This is a genomic window from Algibacter lectus (assembly GCF_004368925.1).
In the GTDB taxonomy this organism is placed as follows: Bacteria; Bacteroidota; Bacteroidia; order Flavobacteriales; family Flavobacteriaceae; genus Algibacter; species Algibacter lectus.
This window is the reverse complement of the sequence record NZ_SORL01000009.1, coordinates 65,310-87,080: the sequence shown is the minus strand read 5'-3', so window position 1 is coordinate 87,080 and position 21,771 is coordinate 65,310. Positions and strand designations below refer to the sequence as shown.

Genomic DNA, 21,771 nt, shown 5'->3' with positions numbered 1-21,771 from the left:
TAATTCAAATATCTTTTAAAAAGCGTCTGATTAAAACTTTAAATACCTGAATTGTTGTTTTAGGTTGATGAATTGATGTTTAGCAATCTTTTGATATAAAACATTTCAATTATTAATCTTCGGTGTTAATATGGATTCCGTTTTTATCAATGTTCAGTTTAACTTCGTCCGATTCTGCTTTAATACCACTTTCGTCTATTTTTAAATGGTTCTCTTCAGATCTAACTTCAATACCGTTTTCGTTTATCTTAACGTTAGGCATGTTGATTTCAATTTCCATGTCTTCATTTTCCTCAATAGGGCAATCTAAGCATTCAAGGTCATTATCAAGAATTTTAAGATTGTAGTTTACATGTTGTCTTCTAATCAGGTTACCATCATAGTTTCTGTAGTAAATATAAGACTCTGTGTTCTTCTTAAAGTTAATAATCATGTTTTCTGGAATGTAGAGAACAACATCTACTTCTTGATCACTAAACTTATTTTTTGGATCGGTTGTAAAATAAGAGTCTAGCAATAAAACATTATTTCTAAGCTCGAAGTTGTAATCAATATTTTTAGCACGAGCTCTGGCTTTCTGGTAATCGCGTCCATCGGCACTTTTTTCTATAGCAACTGTAATTACACTATCTGTGGTAGATTTTACTCTAATATCAATATCAGAAGAATAAATTATTTTATTACCTTCATCGTCATGCGCTAATTTAAAATCACTGTGGTCGCGGTAAAAGCTTGAACTTAAATTATCGTTACCAACCATTTTAATACTTAGAGTATCTATAGCTGTAATTGGGAGTTCTGTTTTTTCAACATACGTTTCATCAAAAGCATGCTCGCTAGCTTGGCGAATACCAATAACAATTAAGCCAATTACAGATATAATCCATAAGCCTAGTAAAGTGAATTTAGCAACATTACCAATAGATTTTAAGTTGTTTACCAAAATTTTTAAGCCTAAATAGAACAGGAAAAAGAAAGGAATACCAACAGCAAATAGCGTAAGTAGGGAAACAAACCAAATAGGAGTTTCGCCAGCATTAACAATATCTACCAAATCTAAACCAGGTATGTGCACAAAGTTGGCAACACCAACCGAGAATAGGCCAATAATTAAAGCAATTAAAGCAGCGGCACCAATAAAAATAAGGAGCACACCAATAAATTTAGCAATCACTTTAAAAAAGAACATAATAATGTCTCCAATAGCTTCAAAGAATGATCTAGAAGACGATTTTATTCTACTACCTTGCTTTTCGAAATCGATGTTTTTTGTAGCGTTAGATACCGAATCCGAAACATTTTTAGCAACATCCGTCACCGTTTCCGATACGTTTTCAAAACCGTCTTTAATTTTTTTTTCAATGTTACTAATGTTAACCGGTTCTCCGGTCATCATTATTTTTTCAGCTGTTGTTTTAGCTTCAGGTACTAATACCCAAAGTAAAATATAAAGTAGAATCCCTGTTCCAAATCCAAAAAATAATAAAACCCAAACCAAACGAATCCAAATAGCATCTATACCTAAATAATGTGCTAACCCAGAAGATACACCACCAATATATGAGTTGTTTGTATCACGAAATAATTTTCTAGCGTTCGATTTTTTTCTTCTAGGTGTTGGTTGCGGCTCATCTTCAAAAATCTCGTCGTCCACTAAATAATCTTCCGGTTGGCCCATAATAGAGATCACTTCATCCACCTCTTTTACTCTAATAACTTGGCGGTCCATTTGCACACGTTCGTTAAAAAGTTCGGCAATTCGTGCTTCAATATCAGATATAATCTCCGATCGCCCTTGCGAGTCTGTAAACGAACGTTTAATAGCCTCCAGGTAACGTTGCAGCTTTAAGTAAGCATCTTCATCAATATGAAAAAATATACCTGCTAAATTTATATTTACTGTTTTATTCATTTTTTTGGTGGTTTTTGGCTAGTTACTATGGTTACTGCATGGTGTAATTCACTCCAAGTGGTGTCTAATTCTTTTAAAAATAGCTTTCCCGTCTCGGTTAAGCCATAATATTTCCGTGGTGGTCCAGAGGTCGATTCTTCCCATCTGTAGTTTAAAAGTCCCGCATTTTTAAGTCGCGTAAGCAACGGATAAATGGTACCTTCCACAACCAGCAACTTTGCATCTTTTAAGGTGCTTAGAATTTCGGCAACATAAGCATCCTCGTCTTTTAAAACCGAGAGTATGCAGAATTCTAATACCCCTTTACGCATTTGTGCTTTTGTGTTTTCTATCTTCATATTCTAAAGCATTTTAATTTTGTGAAACTGTTCATTTTTTGATTGATTTTGATGATTGATTATTGATGAAATTTAATTTTTTATTTTGGGCGTTACCCTTTATCCTGAAAAAAAGTTCAGGAACAGGGTCGGGCTTTCCGCTACAAGTCCTCGTGCACCCGATTACCATCGGGAGCCCTGTGGGCTTTTCACTGCAATCCCTAACGCGGGCATGTTTGCTAGGTTTTGTTTTAACATCATTGGTTTGTTTATTTCAAAAACTGAATGGTTAGCGGGTAATTATAAACCTCGCCATCTCTAGCCTTTAAGCTCGCATTTACAATACAAATTAGTTCTATAATAAAACCAATAACAGCAACCACACCTAGAAAGCCACCTATGTAAAGGAGAGCAGAAGGTTTGCCAATAGTGATATGGACATTTTGGAACCCGTTGAAATCTATAAAATCAAAACCATTAAATATTTTGAAAATAAAAAACGGAACCGATAACGTACCCAAGATTATAGCGTAAAGTAAAATGCTGATTTGAAAATTAATAGCTTGCTTACCATGGCGATCTATAAAATCCGATTTATCCTTATTGGCTGCCCATAAAATAATAGGCCCAATAAAATTTCCGAAAGGGAAAAAGAACCGACTAAATGTCGATAAATGAATAAAAGTTGCGATGTTTTTTTGATGGTTATCTGGCATAATATTAAAACATATAATAGTTTCTTATGCAAATATATGTTTAAAAGAAGGTACTTTGTAACGCATAGTACTGAAATTTAACATAAAATTAACAAATGATTGACATCAAAATTTTTCATAACTTCGTGAAAACTAAAATAAATAAATATGACTTTAACACCGAGAAAACTAAATACTTACACTATGTTTAAGCTTCCTGCTGCCTTCTTCTGTGGCGTTAGAACAAAACATATAGATAAAGATAAGTGCTTGGTAACTGTTAAACATAAATGGATAAACCAGAACCCATTTAAGTCTATGTTTTGGGCGGTACAAGGTATGGCTGCCGAGTTTTCTACAGGTGCTTTAATGATTTCTAAAATTCAAGATTCAGGAAAACGTATATCTATGTTGGTTACTACCCAAACAGCAACTTTTACAAAAAAAGCTACTGGGCGTATTACATTTACTTGTAATGACGGACATTTAATAGACGAAGCTTTAGAGAAAACAATAGCAACAGGAGAGGGGCAAACCCTTTGGATGGAATCTGTAGGTGTAAACCAAGATGGTGTTGTGGTATCTACCTTTAAATTTCAGTGGAGTGTAAAGGTGAAGGGGTAGTTTTTAGTCGCTGTATTCAGTGTTTACTCTTGTAGATAAAACTTTTTCTAGAAAGGGATTTAATAAAACTATTAAGCAATTGCACAAATAAACTTTTTTAACTCTGTAACAAATTCACAATTACTGCAACATACAAGTAAATGAATTAATTTTTAATCAAATAAAACCTTTTAAAAATGACAGCACACGAAATTGACTATAGAATCTACGGCGAAGAAATGCAATATGTAGAAATAGAACTCGATCCAGAAGAAGGTGTAATTGCCGAAGCCGGTAGTTTCATGATGATGGACGATGGCATAAAAATGGAAACTATTTTTGGCGATGGATCTCAAAAAGATTCAGGGTTTCTAGGGAAAATTTTAGGTGCAGGTAAACGTATATTAACAGGCGAAAGCTTATTCATGACGGCCTTTTACAATAATTTAGTAGGTAAACGTAATGTATCGTTTGCATCGCCATATCCAGGAAAAATAATACCAATAGATTTATCGGAATTTGGTGGTAAATTTATCTGCCAAAAAGATGCGTTTTTATGCGCGGCTAAAGGTGTTAGCGTAGGTATAGAGTTTTCTAAAAAACTAGGAAGAGGTCTTTTTGGAGGCGAAGGTTTTATAATGCAAAAATTAGAAGGCGATGGTATGGCTTTTGTGCATGCCGGAGGAACTATGGCGAAGAAAGAGTTAAAAGCAGGAGAAATTCTTAGGGTAGATACGGGGTGTATTGTTGGTTTCGATCAAACTGTAAATTACGACATCGAGTTTATAGGAGGAATAAAAAACACGGTTTTTGGAGGCGAAGGTTTGTTTTTTGCAAAACTTCAAGGCCCAGGGACAGTCTATGTTCAGTCTTTACCATTCAGCAGATTAGCAGGTCGTGTATTGGCATCGGCGCCACAAAGCGGAGGTAGTCAAAAAGGAGAAGGTAGTATATTGGGTGGTATTGGTAATATACTAGATGGCGATAATAGATTTTAATTTTTAATAGATTTAAGAGTATAAAAAAAGCTGTGTTTTAACACAGCTTTTTTTTGTTTATTAGCTACTTTTGTTTAACCAAACGCATAAACTAATTAACCCCTCTAATTATTTTGAATTTTAAATTCTTAAATAAGTTTATATTATTAATCCCTTTCTTTGTTGTTTTTAGTGTCTTTTCTCAGCACAATCATGAAGATAAATATTTAAGGTTTTTAGAATTGGCAAGCGATTCATTCTCCGAGAACCCTAAAATAGCGCGACAGTACTTAGATTCTATTCCCAACCCTATTAAAAAAAATGTAAAGAATCATTTGGCTTGTTATTACGAGTTAAAGGCTTTAATTAACGATAAATTTAATGAGACGGCTAAACGCTACCAAAATTTTACATTAGCTTTAAAATATGCGGAGTTAGAGAAAAATTACGACGCTGCCGGTGCCGCGTCATTAGAGCTTTTTTATAATACTTATTTAATCAAAAAAGATTCTAGCGCATATAAATATTTAGATAACGCTAAAAAGTTTTATGAGCTAAGCGGAAATAAAAATGGTTTAGTAGAGGTTATGCAAATGCCTGCTTATGTGGAGTTTTTTAGCGGGAATTTTAAAAAAAGTAATAAACTTATTCTAGAACAATTAGAAAATTACAAAAGCATAAAAGATGATGCTTACTATTATATGTACGCGCTTTTTATGTTAAGCTCCAATTATATTGATTTAGGAGATATTGGTAAAAGTCATAAATATTTCAATATTCTAAAATCTTTAGAAGGAAACGCAACGCTTTCTAAATCATTATATCAATCGCATTTGGCAACGATACAGACTGGTCTAGCCGATTTTTATTTAGAAAACAAGCAGGTAGACTCTAGTTTTTATTACATATCAGAATCTAAATTGCTAAAGCACTCAATGAACGATTATGATTTAAGAAACTACTTCAATCTAAAAATTAATTATTACGATTTAAAGGAGAACCATGAAGCTAAAACTCAATATATAGATTCTTTAAAAGTTTTTGAACATAAAATGTTGAATGAAATAATGGATTCTAGTATTAATATTGGAGATTCATTATTAGACGTAGAAACAGAACTAAAAGCTGAACAAGAAAAAAAATGGCACATTATTAAGTGGCTTATAGCTTTGGCAGTGCTTTTAATTTTACTTTTTGTGCTCTATACGTTAAATAAAAAGAAAACTAAAAAGGTAATTACCAACTTTGAAAAAAGTAACGATGAGTTTACCTATTTAAAATCGACTCACGAAAAACTCAAAGTAAAGGTTCATGGTTTAGAAGATTATATTGTTGAGGTTAAAAAGGAGATTAAGTCTATCTCGTCTATGGATTCGGGAGATGCACAGCGAAAAAAGATAAAGGAATTATTGAAAAACCTTCATTTAGATTCGTCGTTGTTATTAGATAAAACAGAAAACCATTTAGAATTAGTAAATGAGTTTAATATTGATTTCTTCACCCAAATAAAAAATGAATATCCTCAGTTAAGCGATTCTGAAGTTATAATATGTTATTATTTATTCGTCGGTTTTAAAAGCAAGGAAATCGCTGTGTTTTTAAATAGCTCTACTAGAGCTGTTGAAGGAAAAAGATACCGTATCGCAAAAAAAATGGATCTTCAAAAAAGTGATTTTACATTAGTAGAGTATCTCAATACTTCTTTTAAGAGTTTAAAAAAAGTAGAAAGTTAGAATTTAAGTGATCAATAGTCTTCAAAATAAAATTTTTCGAGTGTAAGTAGTACCTGAGTAGTTTAAAATACAAGTAATCATTAAAGTCTTTTAGATATTTGTTGGTGCATTAATAAAACTAATAGGCGCTGTATTTCGAGAATAAACTTCATATCGATTAACAAAATGGTAAGGATTAGATTTTTTAATGCGCAAAAAGTAGAGGGTTGAGAATACATTAAAATTTGTTCTATTAAAAACGAGTTAGCTATTACTAAAATTTAATAGATATGTTTTAGTGCTAAAAGCGATTACCTATTTCATTAGGTAATCGCTTTTTTTTTTTTTTTTGTTTTCAAAAAGACTGTTTAATATGGAGGAATTACTTTGGTTATTATTAAAAATACAGGTGTGTTTAAAGCGCTTTGTGTTATCAGTATAATCGTTGTAATGGTACATATTTACTGAAGTGTGTAGTACCTGAGTAGTTCAAAATTATTTATTTAAAGGTAGTGTGTAGATATTTGTATTGTAATTATCTAGGTCTAAACTAAGTCTTAGTTAATTTAATTAAACGACACAAAAAACATATTTATTTAAACTTAATTAATTCATCAAGAAATGAGAAAACTCTACGCATTTGTATTAACTGCATTTTTTTCAATTTTATCGTTTGGGCAAAACGATAAAAGTTGGGCAAAAATGGGATCTAGTAAAAATGAAACATTTTACAGTGTTCAAGAAAAATTTAATCAGTACTGGGAGAATAAAGCTCCAGAAAAAGGACAAGGGTATAAAATTTTTAAACGTTGGGAAAATCAAATTGCAGATAAAATTTACCCATCTGGAGATATGTCTTTACCATCTCATACGTATCCAAATTTTATTGAGTGGCAACAACGTTACAATAATAAATTAGCTAGAAATGCTAACAGTAAAATGAAGGCGACATTAACATCGTCTCAATGGGTATCTTTAAATCAAAATGCGATTGCTTCAGGGTACGATTCTGGATCTGGTCGTTTAAATTTTGTGACTTTCGATCCAAATAATCCAACAACAACTATGTTTGTTGGAGCACCAGATGGTGGACTTTGGAAAACAACAGATGGTGGAACTACTTGGACAACTAATACCGATTATTTACCTATAATTGGTTGTTCTGGTCTAGTTATCGACCCAAATAATACAGATATAATGTATTTAGCTACTGGAGATAGAGGTAGCGATAGAAGTAGTATTGGTGTCATGAAATCTACCGATGGTGGTTTAAACTGGAATACTACAAGTTTAGTGTTTACAGCTCAAGACGAATATAAAATCAATAAAATTGTTATGGACCCAAACCAATCAAACATCATGTTGGTCGCCACAAACAAAGGAATTTTTAAAACTACCGATGGTTGGGCGACACACACTGCTCCAAGTGGTACAGAAACTAGTCCTACTTTTACATTTTTCGATATCGAATATAAGCCAGGTAGCTCAACTGTAGCTTATGCTGGCGGGTATGAAATGTATAAAACATCAGACGGTGGAGATAATTGGGATTATATAGATTCAGCAAACTTACCAAATGCTAACGATGTTATTAGAATTGAATTAGCCGTAACAGAAGCTGATAGTGATTATGTATATGCTATCGTAGGGAGAGAAAGTGATTCAGGGTTTGAAGGGTTTTACCGTTCAACAGATAGTGGAGATACATTTACAAAACAATCATCTGCATCTACACCAAATATTTTACATTCAGATATGGCTCCAACTGCAGCGTCAGAAGGAGGGCAAGCCAATCATGATTTAGCAATAGCAGTGTCTCCAAATAATGAAGATAAAATTACAATTGGAGGTGTAAACCAATGGCAATCTGTCGATGGTGGATTAAACTGGACGCGTATTACGTATTGGAGAGGTACAGACCCAAACCACCCAGGGGAAGGTGACGCACCAGAGGCTTATATGCATGCAGATGTACAATATCTTCAATATTTACCTGGAGATACGGCTACAACTACCTTATTCGCAACCTGCGATGGTGGTATTTACAAAAGTACAGACGATGGTATATCATGGACAGATATTACTTCTAATATTGCTGTAGGTCAACAAACTAATATTGAATTATCTGAAACAACCGAAGATTTTTATTTCGCAGGCTTACAAGATATTGGTTCGCTATTACATAAAAACGGAGCTTGGTCTGTATTAACCGGTGGTGATGGTGAAGATGGTTTTATTGATAGAACTAACGATAACTATATTGTATCATCTACAACCAATGGAGATTTCTTTTTATCTACAGATGGTGGTACTGATTATAGAGATGTAACTTGGACAACACCTTTACCAAAAGGTCAATGGTTTAGCCCGATAGAGCAAGACCCAGGAAATGTGGACAACGTTTACATTGGTGGTCGTCCGCACTTATATGTAAGTACAGATATGTTTTCGGGTAATAGTGATTTTACACACAGTAAAACAGGAGCTATTGCTCCAAGCCCAGCAGATAAAAATATTTTAAGTTTTGAGATTGCACCAAGTAGTAACAATGTAATCTATGTGATAAAAGAGAATATTATCTCAAAATCTACAAATACGGGGTCTACATGGACAGATATTTCTGCAGGTTTACCAGTTGCAAATGCTAAATTAAAAGATTTAACCATCTCTAATACCGATGCATCTAAGGTTTGGGTTGTGTTTTCAGGATATTCAGATGGTGAAAAAGTATACAAAACTACAGATGCAGGAGCAACATGGGTAAACGTATCAAACGGATTACCTAATATCCCAATGAATACTGTTGTTTACAGAAAAAATAGTCTTTACGATGAGGTTTATATAGGAGCAGATTTAGGCGTTTATGCTATCGATAATAATGTAAGCTCGGCAGTTCCATTTTTAACCGATTTGCCAAAATGTGCCGTTCAAGATTTAGAGATATTCTATCCAACAGAATCTACTGGAATAATTAGAGCAGCAACTTATGGTAGAGGTAGCTGGCAAGCAAATTTAAGCACAGGTCCGTTAGTAACTTTAGGAACAGACGAAGTAGCTGGTTTAAGCTCTCAAGCTCCAGTTTTATATCCTAACCCAGTTTCAAACGGTGTTTTAAATGTAAAATTAGTAAACACAGATAGTAATTATGTGTACTATTTATATAATCTTCTTGGAGAACAAGTACTTAAAGGTACTTTAGATGTTTCAAACTCTGTGATATCTTTAAAAGATAAAGCAGCAGGAACTTATATTTTAAGAATGATTAGTCAAGATAAAATGTACACACAAAAAGTTTTAGTAAAATAAAATTTTAGTTTACATAATCTAAAAAGAGCCTCTATCATAAGAGGCTCTTTTTTTATGCCCTAAACTAAGCAGTTCACAGCATTTGTTAAGCTTTTTACATATTTCTAAGAATAATGCTTATAAATTCTCATACTCGTAATTACAGCGTTAAATAATTATAAACAAATAGTTTTATATGTGTTAATGTTATCTAAAATTATAAGTATTGATATTTTTTTTACTAAATTTATAATCTAATAATCCCGAGCTTATAAATTAAATCTACTTTTTATTACAAACCTAAACCAAACCCAATATTATGGCAAGAGCAATGCTTGAGTACACTAAAACAGTGCTTAATAAAGTTAGTTTCGACACATCGTTGTTTTGCAAAGAGGTAAAAAAGGCCCTAAACCGATTGTTACCTTACGAGATAGAAGAACTTAAAATCTTTATACAATCGCTCGTTCAGCAAAACCCAGAATTAAATCAATGTATGGTACTATTAGACCATTAAGTTATAAAGCGGCCAAACGGTCGCTTTTTTTTTGAATAAAATTAGGGCGTTCCCCATACTGTGCTTTAAGGGCACAGTATGGGGCAGGCTTTCACTACTCGCTCCCTTCCGTTGGTCGGGGAGCTTAAACAGGCCGTTCAATCCTTAACGCAGGGCAATCGGTAAGCGCAGTTATTAAAATTAGAAACCGTTAAAGTTTTAAACTAACGCAAGTTTTTCTTATAAAAATAATCTAAACTTTTTTACATTTGCCAAACTATAAAATTACCGTTGAAAAAGACTTTTGTATTCATATTACTCATTGCCTTTGTAATAAAGCCACTCTATAACCTGAGTTATTTGGCTTATTACGAAATAAATGTGGATTATATTACCGAGGTTTTCTGTATCAACAAAGAAAAAGTAGAACTCGCCTGTAACGGTAAATGTCATTTAGCAAAACAATTACAAACCGATACCAATCCTCAAGACGATAGTAAAACAGTAGTATTATTAACCGAGTATTTATTCGCGCTATACTTTCAAGAAAACGAAAATTTCAATTTTAAGGAAACTCAAATTCCTTTAAATAAAATAGTAAATACAATCTGTAATAGTAGTTATGCATATTTATACGAGCATAACCATTTTCGTCCACCAATGGTGTAATTTGATTTCTTAAAAAGGCAAACCAGCCTTAAACATACTTATTAAAATCAATTTTACAATAATTTAGCAGCCGTCCAAATAATGACGATAAGGCTGTTATATACTTATACCATTACTAATGAAAATTTTAAAATATACAATCGCACTTTTATTATCTATAACTATCGCTTCATGTTCATCAGACGATGATGGTAATACAGAAGATTTAACAGGACAAACAGGAGATTTAATCCTTAAATTCGATAACGGTGTTGGCGATCAAGATTTTATTTTCGGAACAACTTACACTAAAGATAACGGTGAAACTTACCAATTAGAAACATTAAAATATTTAATATCAAATGTAAGCTTAACAGATAGCGACGGTAATGTTTACACATACCCAGCAGAAGACAATATCTTTATTGTAAGTGAAGCAAACGGAAATACTGCAGGCGAAATCTATATTACTTTAGAAGATGTAGATGCAGCAAATTATACTCAAGTAACTTTTGGAATTGGTATCGATCAAGAGCGTTATGCTTCTGGAGCAGATGGTCAAGGAGATTTCCTTACTACAGCGCAAGATGAAGGTATGATGTGGTCTTGGGCCACTGGATATAGGTTTATGAGATTCGATGGAACTTATACTTCTGAAACAGAAACTGATGCAGCATTAAACATCCACATGGGAAGCGTTGGTACGGCTATAGATAACTACAAAGAAACAACGTTAACTTTTCCAAACGAAGTGTTAGTAAGAGAAGGTAATGAGCCATCGGTACATATTAAGGCAGATATTGCTCAGGTTTTTGATGGTGCAACTTCTGTAAGTTTCGATGATGGTTATGCACAAGTGCATACCGATGAAACTACAACAGGTGTAATTGCAACAAACATGAGTGGCATATTTTCTGTACACCACGTGCATAACGACTAATTTTTTTTATATAATAATTTCCTCGGTATAACCTACCGAGGAAACTTATTTGTTTTATCAAACAAAGGAGTGTATTTATTAATACCAAAGAGGTAGCGTTTATTTCGTTGGTTTAACACTTATTAAAATGAAAAAAATAGTTCTTATTACTTTGGCAGTTGTCAGTGTCCTATCTTGTTCCAAATCATCCAATACAGAGGTTTATGTTCCGGTGTATTTAAATGTAGAGCAACCAGCTAATTTTCCGGAAATGGGTTATAATCTGGATAATAATCCGGTAACCGAAGCAGGTTTCGAGTTAGGGAAAAGCTTGTTTTACGATGGTAAACTATCGGCAAACGATGCTATTCCATGTGCTTTTTGCCATGAGCAAGCCTTTGCTTTCACTCACCACGAACACACCGTTAGTCATGGTGTAAATGGTGGTATTGGAACGCGTAATGCGCAACCCATTCAAAACTTAGCATATCAATCGGAGTTTATGTGGGATGGTGCCGCTACGCATCTAGATTTTCAACCTATAATTCCATTAACAAGTGAGGTTGAAATGGGAGAAACTTTAAGTAATGTATTAAGTAAACTTAGTGCAGATGCTTATTATCAAAAGCAGTTTCCAAAAGCTTTTGAAGATGGCGAGATAAATAGCGAAAATATGCTAAAAGCGCTTTCGCAATTTATGCTTATGATGGTGTCGTCAAACTCAAAATACGATAAATACGTAAGAAGTGAAGACGGTGTGGTGCTAACCGAAATTGAATTGGACGGTTTAAATACTTTTCAAAATAAATGCGCAACCTGTCATGCTACCGATTTATTTACGGACCATAGTTACCGCAACAATGGCTTGTCAATAAATCCGAAGCTAGATGATAAAGGACGATATGATATTTTTGAAGACCCAGCCGATTTATATAAATTTAAGGTGCCAAGTTTGCGTAACGTAGAGCTATCATTACCATACATGCACGATGGACGCTTTTCTACCTTAGAAGCCGTTTTAAATTTTTATGATTCTGGCATGACCGATAATGGTAACGTAGACCAGGCGTTTAATAGAGAAGATGGGAGCTTGGGTATCACACTTTCCGATTACGAAAAAGAGAGCATAATAGCATTTCTTTACACATTAACAGATAATGAATTTTTGACCGATGATAGATTTTCAGAATATTAAAAAAATAAGCGTTCTTGCGGTTGCATTTGTGCTAAATATAGGGGTGATGAAAGCAAGGGAGATAGATCCGCCATTTGGTGTTCACGAACATGTTTTTGAACCATTAAGCGTTATGTGCGATTTGTGCGGTTGTTCTACAAGCTCGGGTAGTTTTGGTTTTGGTACTTTAAGTAATGCTAATTTTGTTGGTATCCGCTATATCTATCAAAATTTTGAATCTAAAGATGGAATTTTTTCTAACTCTCCGATAACTAAAGAAACCTTTAATACGTACCAATTATGGGCGCAATTACCTATAAATGATGCCTTTTATGTGAGTGTGAATGTGCCTTATCAAGATCTAAATAGAGAGTATTCCGAAGGGAATAATGAAAACCTAAATGGTTTGGGAGACAGTAGTGTTATGGGCTGGTATAAATTACAGTTTTATAATAAAGAAAGCGACTCCCTAACCTTTAATACCGAGCGTATAGCGTCGGGACATTCGTTACAATTTGGTGTTGGTGCAAAACTTCCAACGGGTAAGTTTGAAGAAGCTTTGGCAGATAATGTTAATCCTGGTTTTCAGGTTGGTACCGGTAGTGTAGATGGTGTTTTTGCTGTTGGCTATAATTATGGAACTAATAAATTTGGAGTCAATACACTTATGACGTATTATGTGAAAGGCGAAAATAAAAACGATTATCAATTCGGAAATCAGTTTAGTTATTCGGCTAATTTTTTCACAACCTTTCCGAAGGAAACTTATAATATAATGCCATTTATTGGGGTTTCTGGTGATGTCTACGATAAAATCACTCAATATGGCGAAACTTTAGCAGATACTGATGGAAAGATATTAAGTGGTACTATAGGTTCTGAATTTGCTATTGAAAAATTTATTTTCGGAGCAAATTACACTGCGCCATTAAGTCAAGATTTATTTGGCGGGAATGTGAAATCTAAAAACCGTTTTTCTATTTACGTCAACTTTGCGCTATAATATCTTTTATTAAAAGTATATGTAAACCAGGTGTTTGCCAACAAAAAAGATTCACAGAGAAATTAAACTTCTGTGAATCTTTTTATTTTATATAAACCTTATCGGAATAGTTTCTATTTCGGTAATGGGCTAATAATTTTTACATTTTGGAAAGCAATCGCTCCACGAACCACACCGGAAATAACATCTTGTAAAGCTTCGATAATCTGCATTTTTAACTCGCTTTTATGGTAAATCAAACTCACTTCACGCGCAGGAGATGGCTCGTTGAAATAGCGTAGATTCTCTTTTTCTTTTTCGTTAATTTCTAGGGTATGTAAATAGGGTAGAAGCGTCATGCCTAAACCTTCATTAGATAGTCTAATTAAAGTTTCAATGCTTCCACTTTCTAATTGAAATGTTTCATCGGTTTGATTTTTAAACGCTTTACACAGGTTTATTACACCATCTCTAAAACAGTGACCGTCTTCTAAAAGTAGCATATCATCTACATCTAAATCTGATACATCAATTGTTTTGTTTTTATATAGTCTGTGGCTTTTTGGTATATAGCTTACAAAAGGCTCAAAATAGAGTACACGCTCTTTTATGCTTTCATCTTCTAAAGGTGTTGCGGCAATGGCAGCATCTAAATGACCATCTTTTATACGTGCCATTATTTCTTCCGTAGTTAATTCTTCAATTTTAAGTTTCACCTTAGGGTGTTTCTTTATGAAGTTTTTCAAAAACATTGGCAGTAGAGTAGGCATTACTGTTGGTATAATTCCTAATTTAAATTCACCACCAATAAATCCTTTTTGTTGATCTACAATATCTTGAATTCTGTAAGATTCGTTTACAATATTTCTAGCTTGGGTTACAATTTTTCGCCCAACATCGGTAAGTTCAATAGGTTTTTTACTTCTGTCAAAAATTAAAATATCGAGTTGATCTTCTAATTTCTGAATTTGCATACTTAAAGTAGGCTGAGTAACAAAGCACTTTTCGGCAGCTTTAGTGAAGTTCTGGTTTTCGGCAACAGCCAAAACATAAGATAATTGGGTAATTGTCATAAGAATCAATTTTGACTATAAAAATATAAAAACTATCAATAAAACTTATGCTAAAAAGCTTTTTTTATGACTTAAATTTGTATGAACATAAAAAACACATCGTAATGACTTTAAATACAATAGGTTTAGATACCATAAAAACACAAGAAATAGCAACAGATTTGAATCATCTTTTAGCTAATTTTCAAATATATTATCAAAATTTAAGAGGTATTCACTGGAATATTAAGGGTAAACGTTTTTTTGATTTACACGTTAAATTCGAAGAATTGTATACCGATGCTAATACCAAGGTAGACGAAATTGCAGAGCGTATTTTAACTTTAGGGGATACACCATTACATACTTTTGAAGATTATGCAGCGAAGGCACAAGTACCTGTTGGTAAAAATATTTCTCAAGATGATTTAGCTGTTAGGTTAATTGTAGATTCTTTAGCTCAATTATTAAAAATTGAACGTGAAATATTAGAAAAAGCTGGCGATGCTAGCGATGAAGGAACAGGTTCTATGATGAGCGATTTTATTACCGAACAAGAAAAAACTGTTTGGATGATGAAAGCTTGGTTGAACGAAACAGTTTAAAATAAATTAATTGATTAATAGCGAAAAAAGGCGATCTACTTAGGTCGCCTTTTTTATGTTTAAAAATATCTGTTTTGCCACTAAGTTAGATCGCTTGGTAAATAACCGTATATTTTTTTAAAAGCTACAGTAAAATGTTGCGGATGCTTATACCCAACATGGTATGCCGCTTCTGCTACTGTACATTTTTTTTCTACTATCTGTTTTTTAGCCTGTTCCATTCTTAAACAAGATATGTATTTAAAAATAGTTGTTGAAAATATTAATTTAAAGCCCTGTTTTAATTTTGTGGTGTTCATACCTGCAATTATGGCTAATTCAGGAATTGTTAAGGTGTCTTTTAAATGTGTATTTATATAACGTTCTACTTTTAGTATGGCATTATAATCCGTTTCAGGAAGATTGAAAGGTGTATCCGTATTAATGTTATCATTGGTTTGTGCTAATAATAAAATAAGTAACTCCTTTATCTTGGCTTCTAAATAAGGTTTTTTTAAATCTTTGTGATAATTACAAAATACAATTTCATTAATATGGTTTTGTAAATCATTAGTTATTGGTTGGCTTTTATCCCACATAAAAAAAGGTTTTTTTCTTGATATGGCGGTCCCAAATCGATGTAGTATCTCATTAAAATTTTCACCTATTATATCTTTTAAGTAATTTTCGGTAAATAGAATTTCTAAGGTTTTTCTATGTCCTTTTTTATAGGTTAGTGTCCCCTGAACTTTTGGTAAATAGAATAAATTGTAATGCGCATTAGGGATATAAACTTTAGGCTGGCATTTATCTAAAGGCTCATAAAAACTAGAGCCTTCAATTTCAAATTGTAATTTAAAAAACGGAAAATCGTGCTGTACATCAACACTGTAATCTTCGGTTTTAACATTTCTTATTAAAATACGTAGACCATTAATAGATATTTCAATCAATGTACCTTTTACTAAAGCATAATCTATTTGTTTCTTTTGTTCAATAAAACCCGAAGTTTTAAAGTCTTTTTCAAAACGTTTAACCAAAACATTGTTTTCAAACATCGAACTTTTTAGTATGGTTTTCATTACTTCTTTTTACGTTGGTTAAAAAACTCTTTGCGTTATAGCCTAAAGGGCGCACTTATCTACATTTGCACAAAAATATAAATATTATTTATATTTAGTCTAAATTAAAGTAAAATCCTGTTTTTTAATAAAACCAAATTAATTTTATGAAAGTATCAAAAATTTTAAGCACAACTCTTGCTTTGCTTATGCTAGCAACCACTTATGCTCAGGAGAATAAAGGTCGTATAGCCGGAAAAGTTTTAACATCGGATAATAGTCCAGCAGCTTTTATTAATGTTCTCATTAAATCTACTAAAATAGGAACTATGACCGATGAAAGCGGGGCGTATTCTATTAAAAACATTTCTTATGGAAACTATACATTAGAGTTTTCCTTAATGGGAATGGAAACAAAAACAGTTGACATAGAGGTAAATGCACCTGAAGTTAAAATCAACGATATTATTTTAAATGAAAACCAAGAGCAATTAAGCGAGGTAATCGTTATTGCTGAGCGTTTAAATCAATTTGCTCATAAAGAATCGGAATATGTTGCTCGCGTACCATTAAAAAATATTAACAATCCACAATCTTATTCTGTGGTAACTAATGCTTTATTAAAGGAACAAATAAATACAGATTTACCTTCTGCTTTTAAAAGTATTACAGGTGGTGGTTATGTAGAATCTAACGATGGTAACGTAAGTGTATATTTAAGAGGGTTTAGGTCTGATGTTCATTTAAGAAACGGTGGGATAGCTTGGATTAAGGCTCCAATTGATCCTCAAAATATTGAAAGAATAGAACTTGTTAAAGGTCCGGCATCTTTATTTTATGGTGCTAATGTTAACAATGTAGCGAATTTTGGTGGTATTGTAAATAAGGTTACTAAGCAAGCTTATAGCGGAAAAAAACTAGATATTGGTTATATCACTGGCCGTTGGGACCAAAATAGAGCAACCATTGATTATAATACAGTATTAGATAAAGAAGACCAAGTGTATTTTAGATTTAATGGAGCTTATAACACCGAAAATAGTTTTCAGGATCAGGGCATTAAAAGAGAGTTTATGCTTGCTCCCTCGTTAACTTTAAAATTATCAGATAGATTAACAATTCAAGGAAACTTAGAATACAACCAGAGTAAACGTAATTTAAATTTTGCTAGAGGTTTATCTTCTAATCTTATTTCTGATAGTGTCAACTCTTGGGATGATTTAAACTGGGATTTTGATACAAATTATGGTACTAATGAAATGGCAGGTTATTTTTCATCTGTAGTAAGTCAAATAAAAATAGATTATAAACTTACACATAGCTGGACAGCCAAAACAACATTTACTAAAGCGAATTCATTTACCGATGCTAATTACCTAAGAGTTGTTATGCTCGATGAAACTAACGTTGGCAGATATTATCTTCAATTAGACCCTAGAGAAACAGATAATACACATATTCAACAAGATTTTTTAAATGTAATTGAAGGCGAAAAAATTGATAATAAATTTGTAGCAGGTTTAAGTTATTTAAATAATTTAGATGATACACAGCGCACGGGAGTTTGGAATGCTATAGATGCCGTAGATATTACAAACCCGGTAATAACAGGTCTAACAAACGAGCAGTTTGAAGCCAATATAGCCGATGAAACAAAGAATAAAACAATTACTAAGTTTCAAACTTTAGGCTTTTATGTTTTCGATGCCATAACTTTAAATAAAGAATTAACTTTTACTGGAGGTTTACGTTTCGATCGTTTTATGTCTGACAATACCATATCAAATGGAGCAGAAGGAAGTAATGGATATAACCAAAATGCACTTAGTACTAAATTAGGTTTAGCCTATAATCCATTTGATGATAAAGCATCATTATTTGTGAATTATATGGATGGACTTAGTAACAATGCACCATCAGATAATGGAAATGGTGAAATTATTACTTGGGATGCTGAAAGAGCTAAGCAATTTGAAGTAGGAAGTAAATTAAATTTCTTTAATGGTAAATTATTAAGTACCATAAGTTATTATAATATTAGAATTGATAATGATATTATTGTTGATGAAAATGGTATTAGCTCGCAAACAGGAGAAACATTAAGTAAAGGTTTTGAAATAGACCTTATAGCAAACCCATTACCAGGTTTAAATATTGTGGCTGGTTTCAGTAAAAATAATGCAACTTTAGAAAAAGTGAGTTCAGGAAGAGAAGATCTTATTGGAAATAGTTTAAGCTATACACCAGAAACTGTTTGGGATTTTTGGTTGAGTTACCAGGCCTTAAAAGGTAAAGTAAAAGGTTTAGGTTTTGGAGTAGGAGCCAACCATATGAGTGAGATTTACAACAGCACAACAAACAATTTTGGTTCCGATGCTTATACAACCGTAGATGCAACAGCATTTTACAAAAAAGGCAAGTATAAAGTAAGTTTAAAAGTAGATAATCTTTTGGATAAAGAATATTATAACGGATATGGAATTCCGCAAAAACCTTTCAATTTTAGAGTAGGTTTATTTTATAGTGTTTTTTAAATAAAGTAAAAGCTAAAGAGAACGCTAGTTAGTAAGGCGTTCTCTTTTTGATTTTCGTATAAATTCAAAATGTGTTAATTGAATATTATCTAAGGGACGGTGATTTTTACTGTCCTTTTTTAAGGTTAAAAAAATGGCTAAAAAGAAAAATAAAAGTAAGTTTCAAAAAGTAGTAGCTTGGCTTCATCTTTGGCCAAGTTTAGTGTCAGGAATTATAGTTTTGTTTGTCTGTCTTACAGGTACAATTATTGTTTATAGTGATGAAATCATGGATTTATCAGCAGGTAGTTCGCTATACGTTACTCCACAAGAAAATAGAATTACTCACGATGAAATTTTTGATAACATAGAAGATTTAAACCCCAATTACCGTATTTCAGAACTGGTGTTTTTTAAAGACCCAGCTCGTAGTATTAGACTTCGTGTGTTCGATATAAAAGAAAAAAGCTTGGTTATGATTTATATGAATCCTTATACGGGCTCTGTTTTAAAAATTGATAGTACTGTTTATTTTTTCTTTGTAGTGGCACATTTACATGCCGAATTGTTGGCAGGGCCTATTGGCGGATGGATTGTAATAATTTCTACAATTATTTTCTTAATAGGTTGTATTACAGGTTTGGTGTTATGGTGGCCCAAAAAATGGACAAAAACAACGAGGCAAGCTAGTTTTAAAATAAAATGGAGAGCTAGATTTAAACGTTTAAATTACGATTTGCATAATGTGCTTGGCTTTTATGCTTTGCCTAGCAGTATTATTTTAAGTATAACAGGGTTAATTATATTCTTTCATCCTTTAATGGATTTTACTGTAAAGCTCTCTGGTGGTGATACCGAAAAATTAGAAACCTTTTTACCAAAAGCTGATAGTACACTTGTAGCGAAAGATTTAGTATCTCTGGCTTATAAAACTTTAGAGAATGAGTACCCCGAAAAAGAAGCTGTGAATTCTTGGGTTTTTAATTTGGATAAAGCAGGTAGTTATACGTTTAATTCTGGTAAACCTGGACTTAAAAGTATTGAAAATTTAGATGTAACCGTTTACAATAAATACACCGGAGAAAAAATAGAAATGCAAAAACCTTTAATTATTAAGACTAAAACAGAAAATATTGTTTGGCAATTACATATGGGACAGTGGTGGGGCCAAATAGGTAAGTTAATAACCTTTCTCACAGGTGTTATTGCAACATCATTATCTGTCACCGGGTTTTTAATTTGGTGGGGCCGAAGAAAAAATAAAAATAAAAAACCTAAAGCAAGTTTAACTTAAAACTTGCTTTAGGTTTTTTTCAATATTAAAGTTTAAAAGATATTATTTACTACAGAATAATTTTCATTTCTAAATCTTCATCATTAACCTCAAATTTAGCATTAGAAAATTGAGGAGGACCAAAACTCATATTATTGTTCGATGCGCCGTAAGCTTCCTTTGGCATGCCATTTGGTTGAAAATCCATTTTATTGTTGTCATTAGTATCATGTATAACTAAAATGGCGTAAGTTCCAGGTGTAATGTCTTCAAAATTCACATCAATTTTGCCATCAGTAATTTCAGCTTTAATGGTTCTTATACCAGCAGATTTCATAAAGGTTTCCTCGCTATGCAGAGTTAAAATAACATGGCCGTTACTAGAAGGTAGTTTGTTTATTTTAACATGAATACTGCTAGTGTTGTTTTTGCCTTCGGAGGTTTGAGCGGTAGTAAAAGTTATTGAAAATAATAAAGCAAAAATAAGAGATAAAGTTTTCATAATGTTGTGTTTTAATTGTTTAACACTTCAAAGATCTCACTTAAATACAGGTTATTATAAAACAGTTTACCGAAATGTAGATTTTTGCTACTCAACTGTAGAATAGCTAGTTTGGCTTAAATTTTCGATTTCTTTTCTGCCCGATCTACAATAGTAATGGCGGCAATTAAATCGTTAATTTTCATTTCCTCAAAATCCTCGTCAACTATAAAAGGCGCTAGTTTATCTTTACTAAAGTTGTAAATTTTCCAACGTTTAAACTGATATTCTAAGGCAGTAAAGTTTTCTACCCAATCACCAGAGTTTAAGTACATGGTTCTACCGTGTTTGTTTTCAATATATTCCATTTTAGGTTGGTGTATATGTCCGCAAACCACGTAGTCGTAGCCGTTTTCTATAGCAAGTTCCGATATTACTTTTTCATAATCGTTTATGTATTTTACGGCACCTTTAACTCCGTTTTTAACTTTTTTAGAAAGTGAGTAACGTTCCTTTCCACGTTTATCTAAGTACCAGTTTACACCGCGGTTAATTAGTGTAAGCATATCGTAACCATAACCGCCGAGTTTCGCTAGCCATTTGGCGTTTTGTATGGAAACATCAAAAACATCACCATGAAAAAACCAAGCTTTCAATCCGTCTAAGTCTAAAACTATTTTATCCACAATAGAAATGTTGCCAATAGTAGTGTTACTAAATTTCCGAAGCATTTCATCATGGTTACCAGTAATGTAAATCACCTCCACACCATTAGAAGCCATGGTCATTATTTTTTTTATAACCTTTAAATGCGATTTCGGAAAATAACGCTTACTAAATTGCCAAATATCAATAATATCACCATTTAAAATAAGTTTTTTAGGCTCTATACTATTTAGGTATGTAAGTAGGTGTTTGGCGTGACAACCATAGGTTCCAAGGTGCACATCCGATATTACGGCAATTTCTATTTTACGTTTTATTTTCAAAAGCTGAGGTGTTGTTCATTGTAAATTTCTAATAATTAGGTGAGATTTGTATTACTTAATCTTTACTATATAATTAACTAATTATGAGGTAATTGTTA

Annotated in this window: 19 protein-coding genes; 12 read left to right on the top strand and 7 right to left on the bottom strand. The window is 32.7% G+C overall.

The window, feature by feature from the left end:
• Positions 1-112: 112 nt before the first annotated feature.
• The 3 genes from DFQ06_RS13005 to DFQ06_RS12995 form a co-directional block, all read right to left on the bottom strand.
• On the bottom strand, positions 113-1,912 hold the full coding sequence (locus DFQ06_RS13005; RefSeq protein WP_133968122.1) for a PspC domain-containing protein: 1,800 nt from the start codon (positions 1,910-1,912) through the stop codon (positions 113-115).
• Entirely contained in the window at positions 1,909-2,250 is a 342-nt protein-coding gene (locus tag DFQ06_RS13000; RefSeq protein WP_042504808.1) for a PadR family transcriptional regulator, read from the bottom strand. Before DFQ06_RS13000 ends, DFQ06_RS13005 begins: the two co-directional genes overlap by 4 nt.
• A 248-nt stretch (positions 2,251-2,498) precedes the next feature.
• Complete coding sequence (locus tag DFQ06_RS12995; RefSeq protein WP_133968119.1) at positions 2,499-2,945, bottom strand: DUF4870 domain-containing protein; 447 nt, start codon at positions 2,943-2,945, stop codon at positions 2,499-2,501.
• A gap of 147 nt (positions 2,946-3,092) precedes the next feature.
• On the opposite strand from DFQ06_RS12995, the gene DFQ06_RS12990 reads away from it, so the two are divergent.
• The 9 genes from DFQ06_RS12990 (at position 3,093) to DFQ06_RS12950 (ending at position 13,741) form a co-directional block, all read left to right on the top strand.
• Entirely contained in the window at positions 3,093-3,548 is a 456-nt protein-coding gene (locus tag DFQ06_RS12990; protein WP_042504805.1) for a DUF4442 domain-containing protein, read from the top strand.
• Positions 3,549-3,724: 176 nt separating this feature from the next.
• Positions 3,725-4,525, top strand: a complete 801-nt coding sequence (locus tag DFQ06_RS12985; RefSeq protein WP_042504803.1) for a TIGR00266 family protein — start codon at positions 3,725-3,727, stop codon at positions 4,523-4,525.
• A gap of 113 nt (positions 4,526-4,638) precedes the next feature.
• Positions 4,639-6,237, top strand: coding sequence for a helix-turn-helix transcriptional regulator (locus DFQ06_RS12980; protein WP_133968117.1), 1,599 nt, complete (start codon positions 4,639-4,641; stop codon positions 6,235-6,237).
• Between the two features lie 600 nt (positions 6,238-6,837).
• Positions 6,838-9,522 (top strand): T9SS type A sorting domain-containing protein, encoded by a 2,685-nt coding sequence (locus tag DFQ06_RS12975; protein ID WP_133968115.1) that lies wholly within the window; start codon positions 6,838-6,840, stop codon positions 9,520-9,522.
• 298 nt (positions 9,523-9,820) lie between these two features.
• Complete coding sequence (locus tag DFQ06_RS12970) at positions 9,821-10,018, top strand: hypothetical protein (RefSeq protein WP_042495598.1); 198 nt, start codon at positions 9,821-9,823, stop codon at positions 10,016-10,018.
• Between the two features lie 270 nt (positions 10,019-10,288).
• Positions 10,289-10,666 carry a hypothetical protein gene (locus DFQ06_RS12965; RefSeq protein WP_042495594.1) on the top strand — a complete coding sequence of 126 codons (378 nt, stop codon included), beginning with the start codon at positions 10,289-10,291 and terminating at the stop codon, positions 10,664-10,666.
• A 118-nt stretch (positions 10,667-10,784) separates the two neighbouring features.
• Complete coding sequence (locus DFQ06_RS12960) at positions 10,785-11,585, top strand: MbnP family protein (protein ID WP_133968113.1); 801 nt, start codon at positions 10,785-10,787, stop codon at positions 11,583-11,585.
• Between the two features lie 127 nt (positions 11,586-11,712).
• Entirely contained in the window at positions 11,713-12,759 is a 1,047-nt protein-coding gene (locus DFQ06_RS12955; protein WP_042495590.1) for a cytochrome-c peroxidase, read from the top strand.
• 46 nt (positions 12,760-12,805) lie between these two features.
• Positions 12,806-13,741: a transporter family protein gene (locus DFQ06_RS12950; protein WP_194235716.1), complete on the top strand. Its 936-nt coding sequence runs from the start codon at positions 12,806-12,808 to the stop codon at positions 13,739-13,741.
• A 113-nt stretch (positions 13,742-13,854) separates the two neighbouring features.
• Here DFQ06_RS12950 and DFQ06_RS12945 read toward each other — a convergent pair whose 3' ends face one another.
• Positions 13,855-14,793 (bottom strand): LysR substrate-binding domain-containing protein, encoded by a 939-nt coding sequence (locus DFQ06_RS12945; protein ID WP_042495587.1) that lies wholly within the window; start codon positions 14,791-14,793, stop codon positions 13,855-13,857.
• Positions 14,794-14,897: 104 nt separating this feature from the next.
• Between DFQ06_RS12945 and DFQ06_RS12940 the strand changes: the two genes are divergently transcribed.
• Positions 14,898-15,377 carry a Dps family protein gene (locus DFQ06_RS12940; protein ID WP_042495584.1) on the top strand — a complete coding sequence of 160 codons (480 nt, stop codon included), beginning with the start codon at positions 14,898-14,900 and terminating at the stop codon, positions 15,375-15,377.
• An 80-nt stretch (positions 15,378-15,457) separates the two neighbouring features.
• On the opposite strand, the gene DFQ06_RS12935 is transcribed toward DFQ06_RS12940, so the two are convergent.
• On the bottom strand, positions 15,458-16,438 hold the full coding sequence (locus tag DFQ06_RS12935) for a helix-turn-helix domain-containing protein (RefSeq protein ID WP_133968111.1): 981 nt from the start codon (positions 16,436-16,438) through the stop codon (positions 15,458-15,460).
• Positions 16,439-16,584: 146 nt separating this feature from the next.
• Here DFQ06_RS12935 and DFQ06_RS12930 point away from each other — a divergent pair, with 146 nt between their 5' ends.
• Positions 16,585-18,951 (top strand): TonB-dependent receptor, encoded by a 2,367-nt coding sequence (locus DFQ06_RS12930; RefSeq protein WP_133968109.1) that lies wholly within the window; start codon positions 16,585-16,587, stop codon positions 18,949-18,951.
• A 133-nt stretch (positions 18,952-19,084) separates the two neighbouring features.
• On the top strand, positions 19,085-20,224 hold the full coding sequence (locus tag DFQ06_RS12925; RefSeq protein WP_133968107.1) for a PepSY-associated TM helix domain-containing protein: 1,140 nt from the start codon (positions 19,085-19,087) through the stop codon (positions 20,222-20,224).
• A gap of 49 nt (positions 20,225-20,273) precedes the next feature.
• Here the strand turns inward: DFQ06_RS12925 and DFQ06_RS12920 are convergent, their stop codons facing one another.
• Entirely contained in the window at positions 20,274-20,705 is a 432-nt protein-coding gene (locus tag DFQ06_RS12920) for a DUF2141 domain-containing protein (protein ID WP_042495573.1), read from the bottom strand.
• Between the two features lie 116 nt (positions 20,706-20,821).
• Positions 20,822-21,673 (bottom strand): UDP-2,3-diacylglucosamine diphosphatase, encoded by an 852-nt coding sequence (locus DFQ06_RS12915; RefSeq protein WP_042495570.1) that lies wholly within the window; start codon positions 21,671-21,673, stop codon positions 20,822-20,824.
• Positions 21,674-21,771: the final 98 nt, after the last annotated feature.

What these genes read in the sequence shown, in the direction of transcription:
- DFQ06_RS13005 (WP_133968122.1), bottom strand. Translation starts at nt 1,912, where the DNA reads ATGAATAAAACAGTAAATATAAATTTAGCAGGTATATTTTTTCATATT.
- DFQ06_RS13000 (WP_042504808.1), bottom strand. Translation starts at nt 2,250, where the DNA reads ATGAAGATAGAAAACACAAAAGCACAAATGCGTAAAGGGGTATTAGAA.
- DFQ06_RS12995 (WP_133968119.1), bottom strand. Translation starts at nt 2,945, where the DNA reads ATGCCAGATAACCATCAAAAAAACATCGCAACTTTTATTCATTTATCG.
- DFQ06_RS12990 (WP_042504805.1), top strand. Translation starts at nt 3,093, where the DNA reads ATGACTTTAACACCGAGAAAACTAAATACTTACACTATGTTTAAGCTT.
- DFQ06_RS12985 (WP_042504803.1), top strand. Translation starts at nt 3,725, where the DNA reads ATGACAGCACACGAAATTGACTATAGAATCTACGGCGAAGAAATGCAA.
- DFQ06_RS12975 (WP_133968115.1), top strand. Translation starts at nt 6,838, where the DNA reads ATGAGAAAACTCTACGCATTTGTATTAACTGCATTTTTTTCAATTTTA.
- DFQ06_RS12970 (WP_042495598.1), top strand. Translation starts at nt 9,821, where the DNA reads ATGGCAAGAGCAATGCTTGAGTACACTAAAACAGTGCTTAATAAAGTT.
- DFQ06_RS12960 (WP_133968113.1), top strand. Translation starts at nt 10,785, where the DNA reads ATGAAAATTTTAAAATATACAATCGCACTTTTATTATCTATAACTATC.
- DFQ06_RS12955 (WP_042495590.1), top strand. Translation starts at nt 11,713, where the DNA reads ATGAAAAAAATAGTTCTTATTACTTTGGCAGTTGTCAGTGTCCTATCT.
- DFQ06_RS12950 (WP_194235716.1), top strand. Translation starts at nt 12,806, where the DNA reads ATGAAAGCAAGGGAGATAGATCCGCCATTTGGTGTTCACGAACATGTT.
- DFQ06_RS12945 (WP_042495587.1), bottom strand. Translation starts at nt 14,793, where the DNA reads ATGACAATTACCCAATTATCTTATGTTTTGGCTGTTGCCGAAAACCAG.
- DFQ06_RS12940 (WP_042495584.1), top strand. Translation starts at nt 14,898, where the DNA reads ATGACTTTAAATACAATAGGTTTAGATACCATAAAAACACAAGAAATA.
- DFQ06_RS12935 (WP_133968111.1), bottom strand. Translation starts at nt 16,438, where the DNA reads ATGAAAACCATACTAAAAAGTTCGATGTTTGAAAACAATGTTTTGGTT.
- DFQ06_RS12930 (WP_133968109.1), top strand. Translation starts at nt 16,585, where the DNA reads ATGAAAGTATCAAAAATTTTAAGCACAACTCTTGCTTTGCTTATGCTA.
- DFQ06_RS12925 (WP_133968107.1), top strand. Translation starts at nt 19,085, where the DNA reads ATGGCTAAAAAGAAAAATAAAAGTAAGTTTCAAAAAGTAGTAGCTTGG.
- DFQ06_RS12920 (WP_042495573.1), bottom strand. Translation starts at nt 20,705, where the DNA reads ATGAAAACTTTATCTCTTATTTTTGCTTTATTATTTTCAATAACTTTT.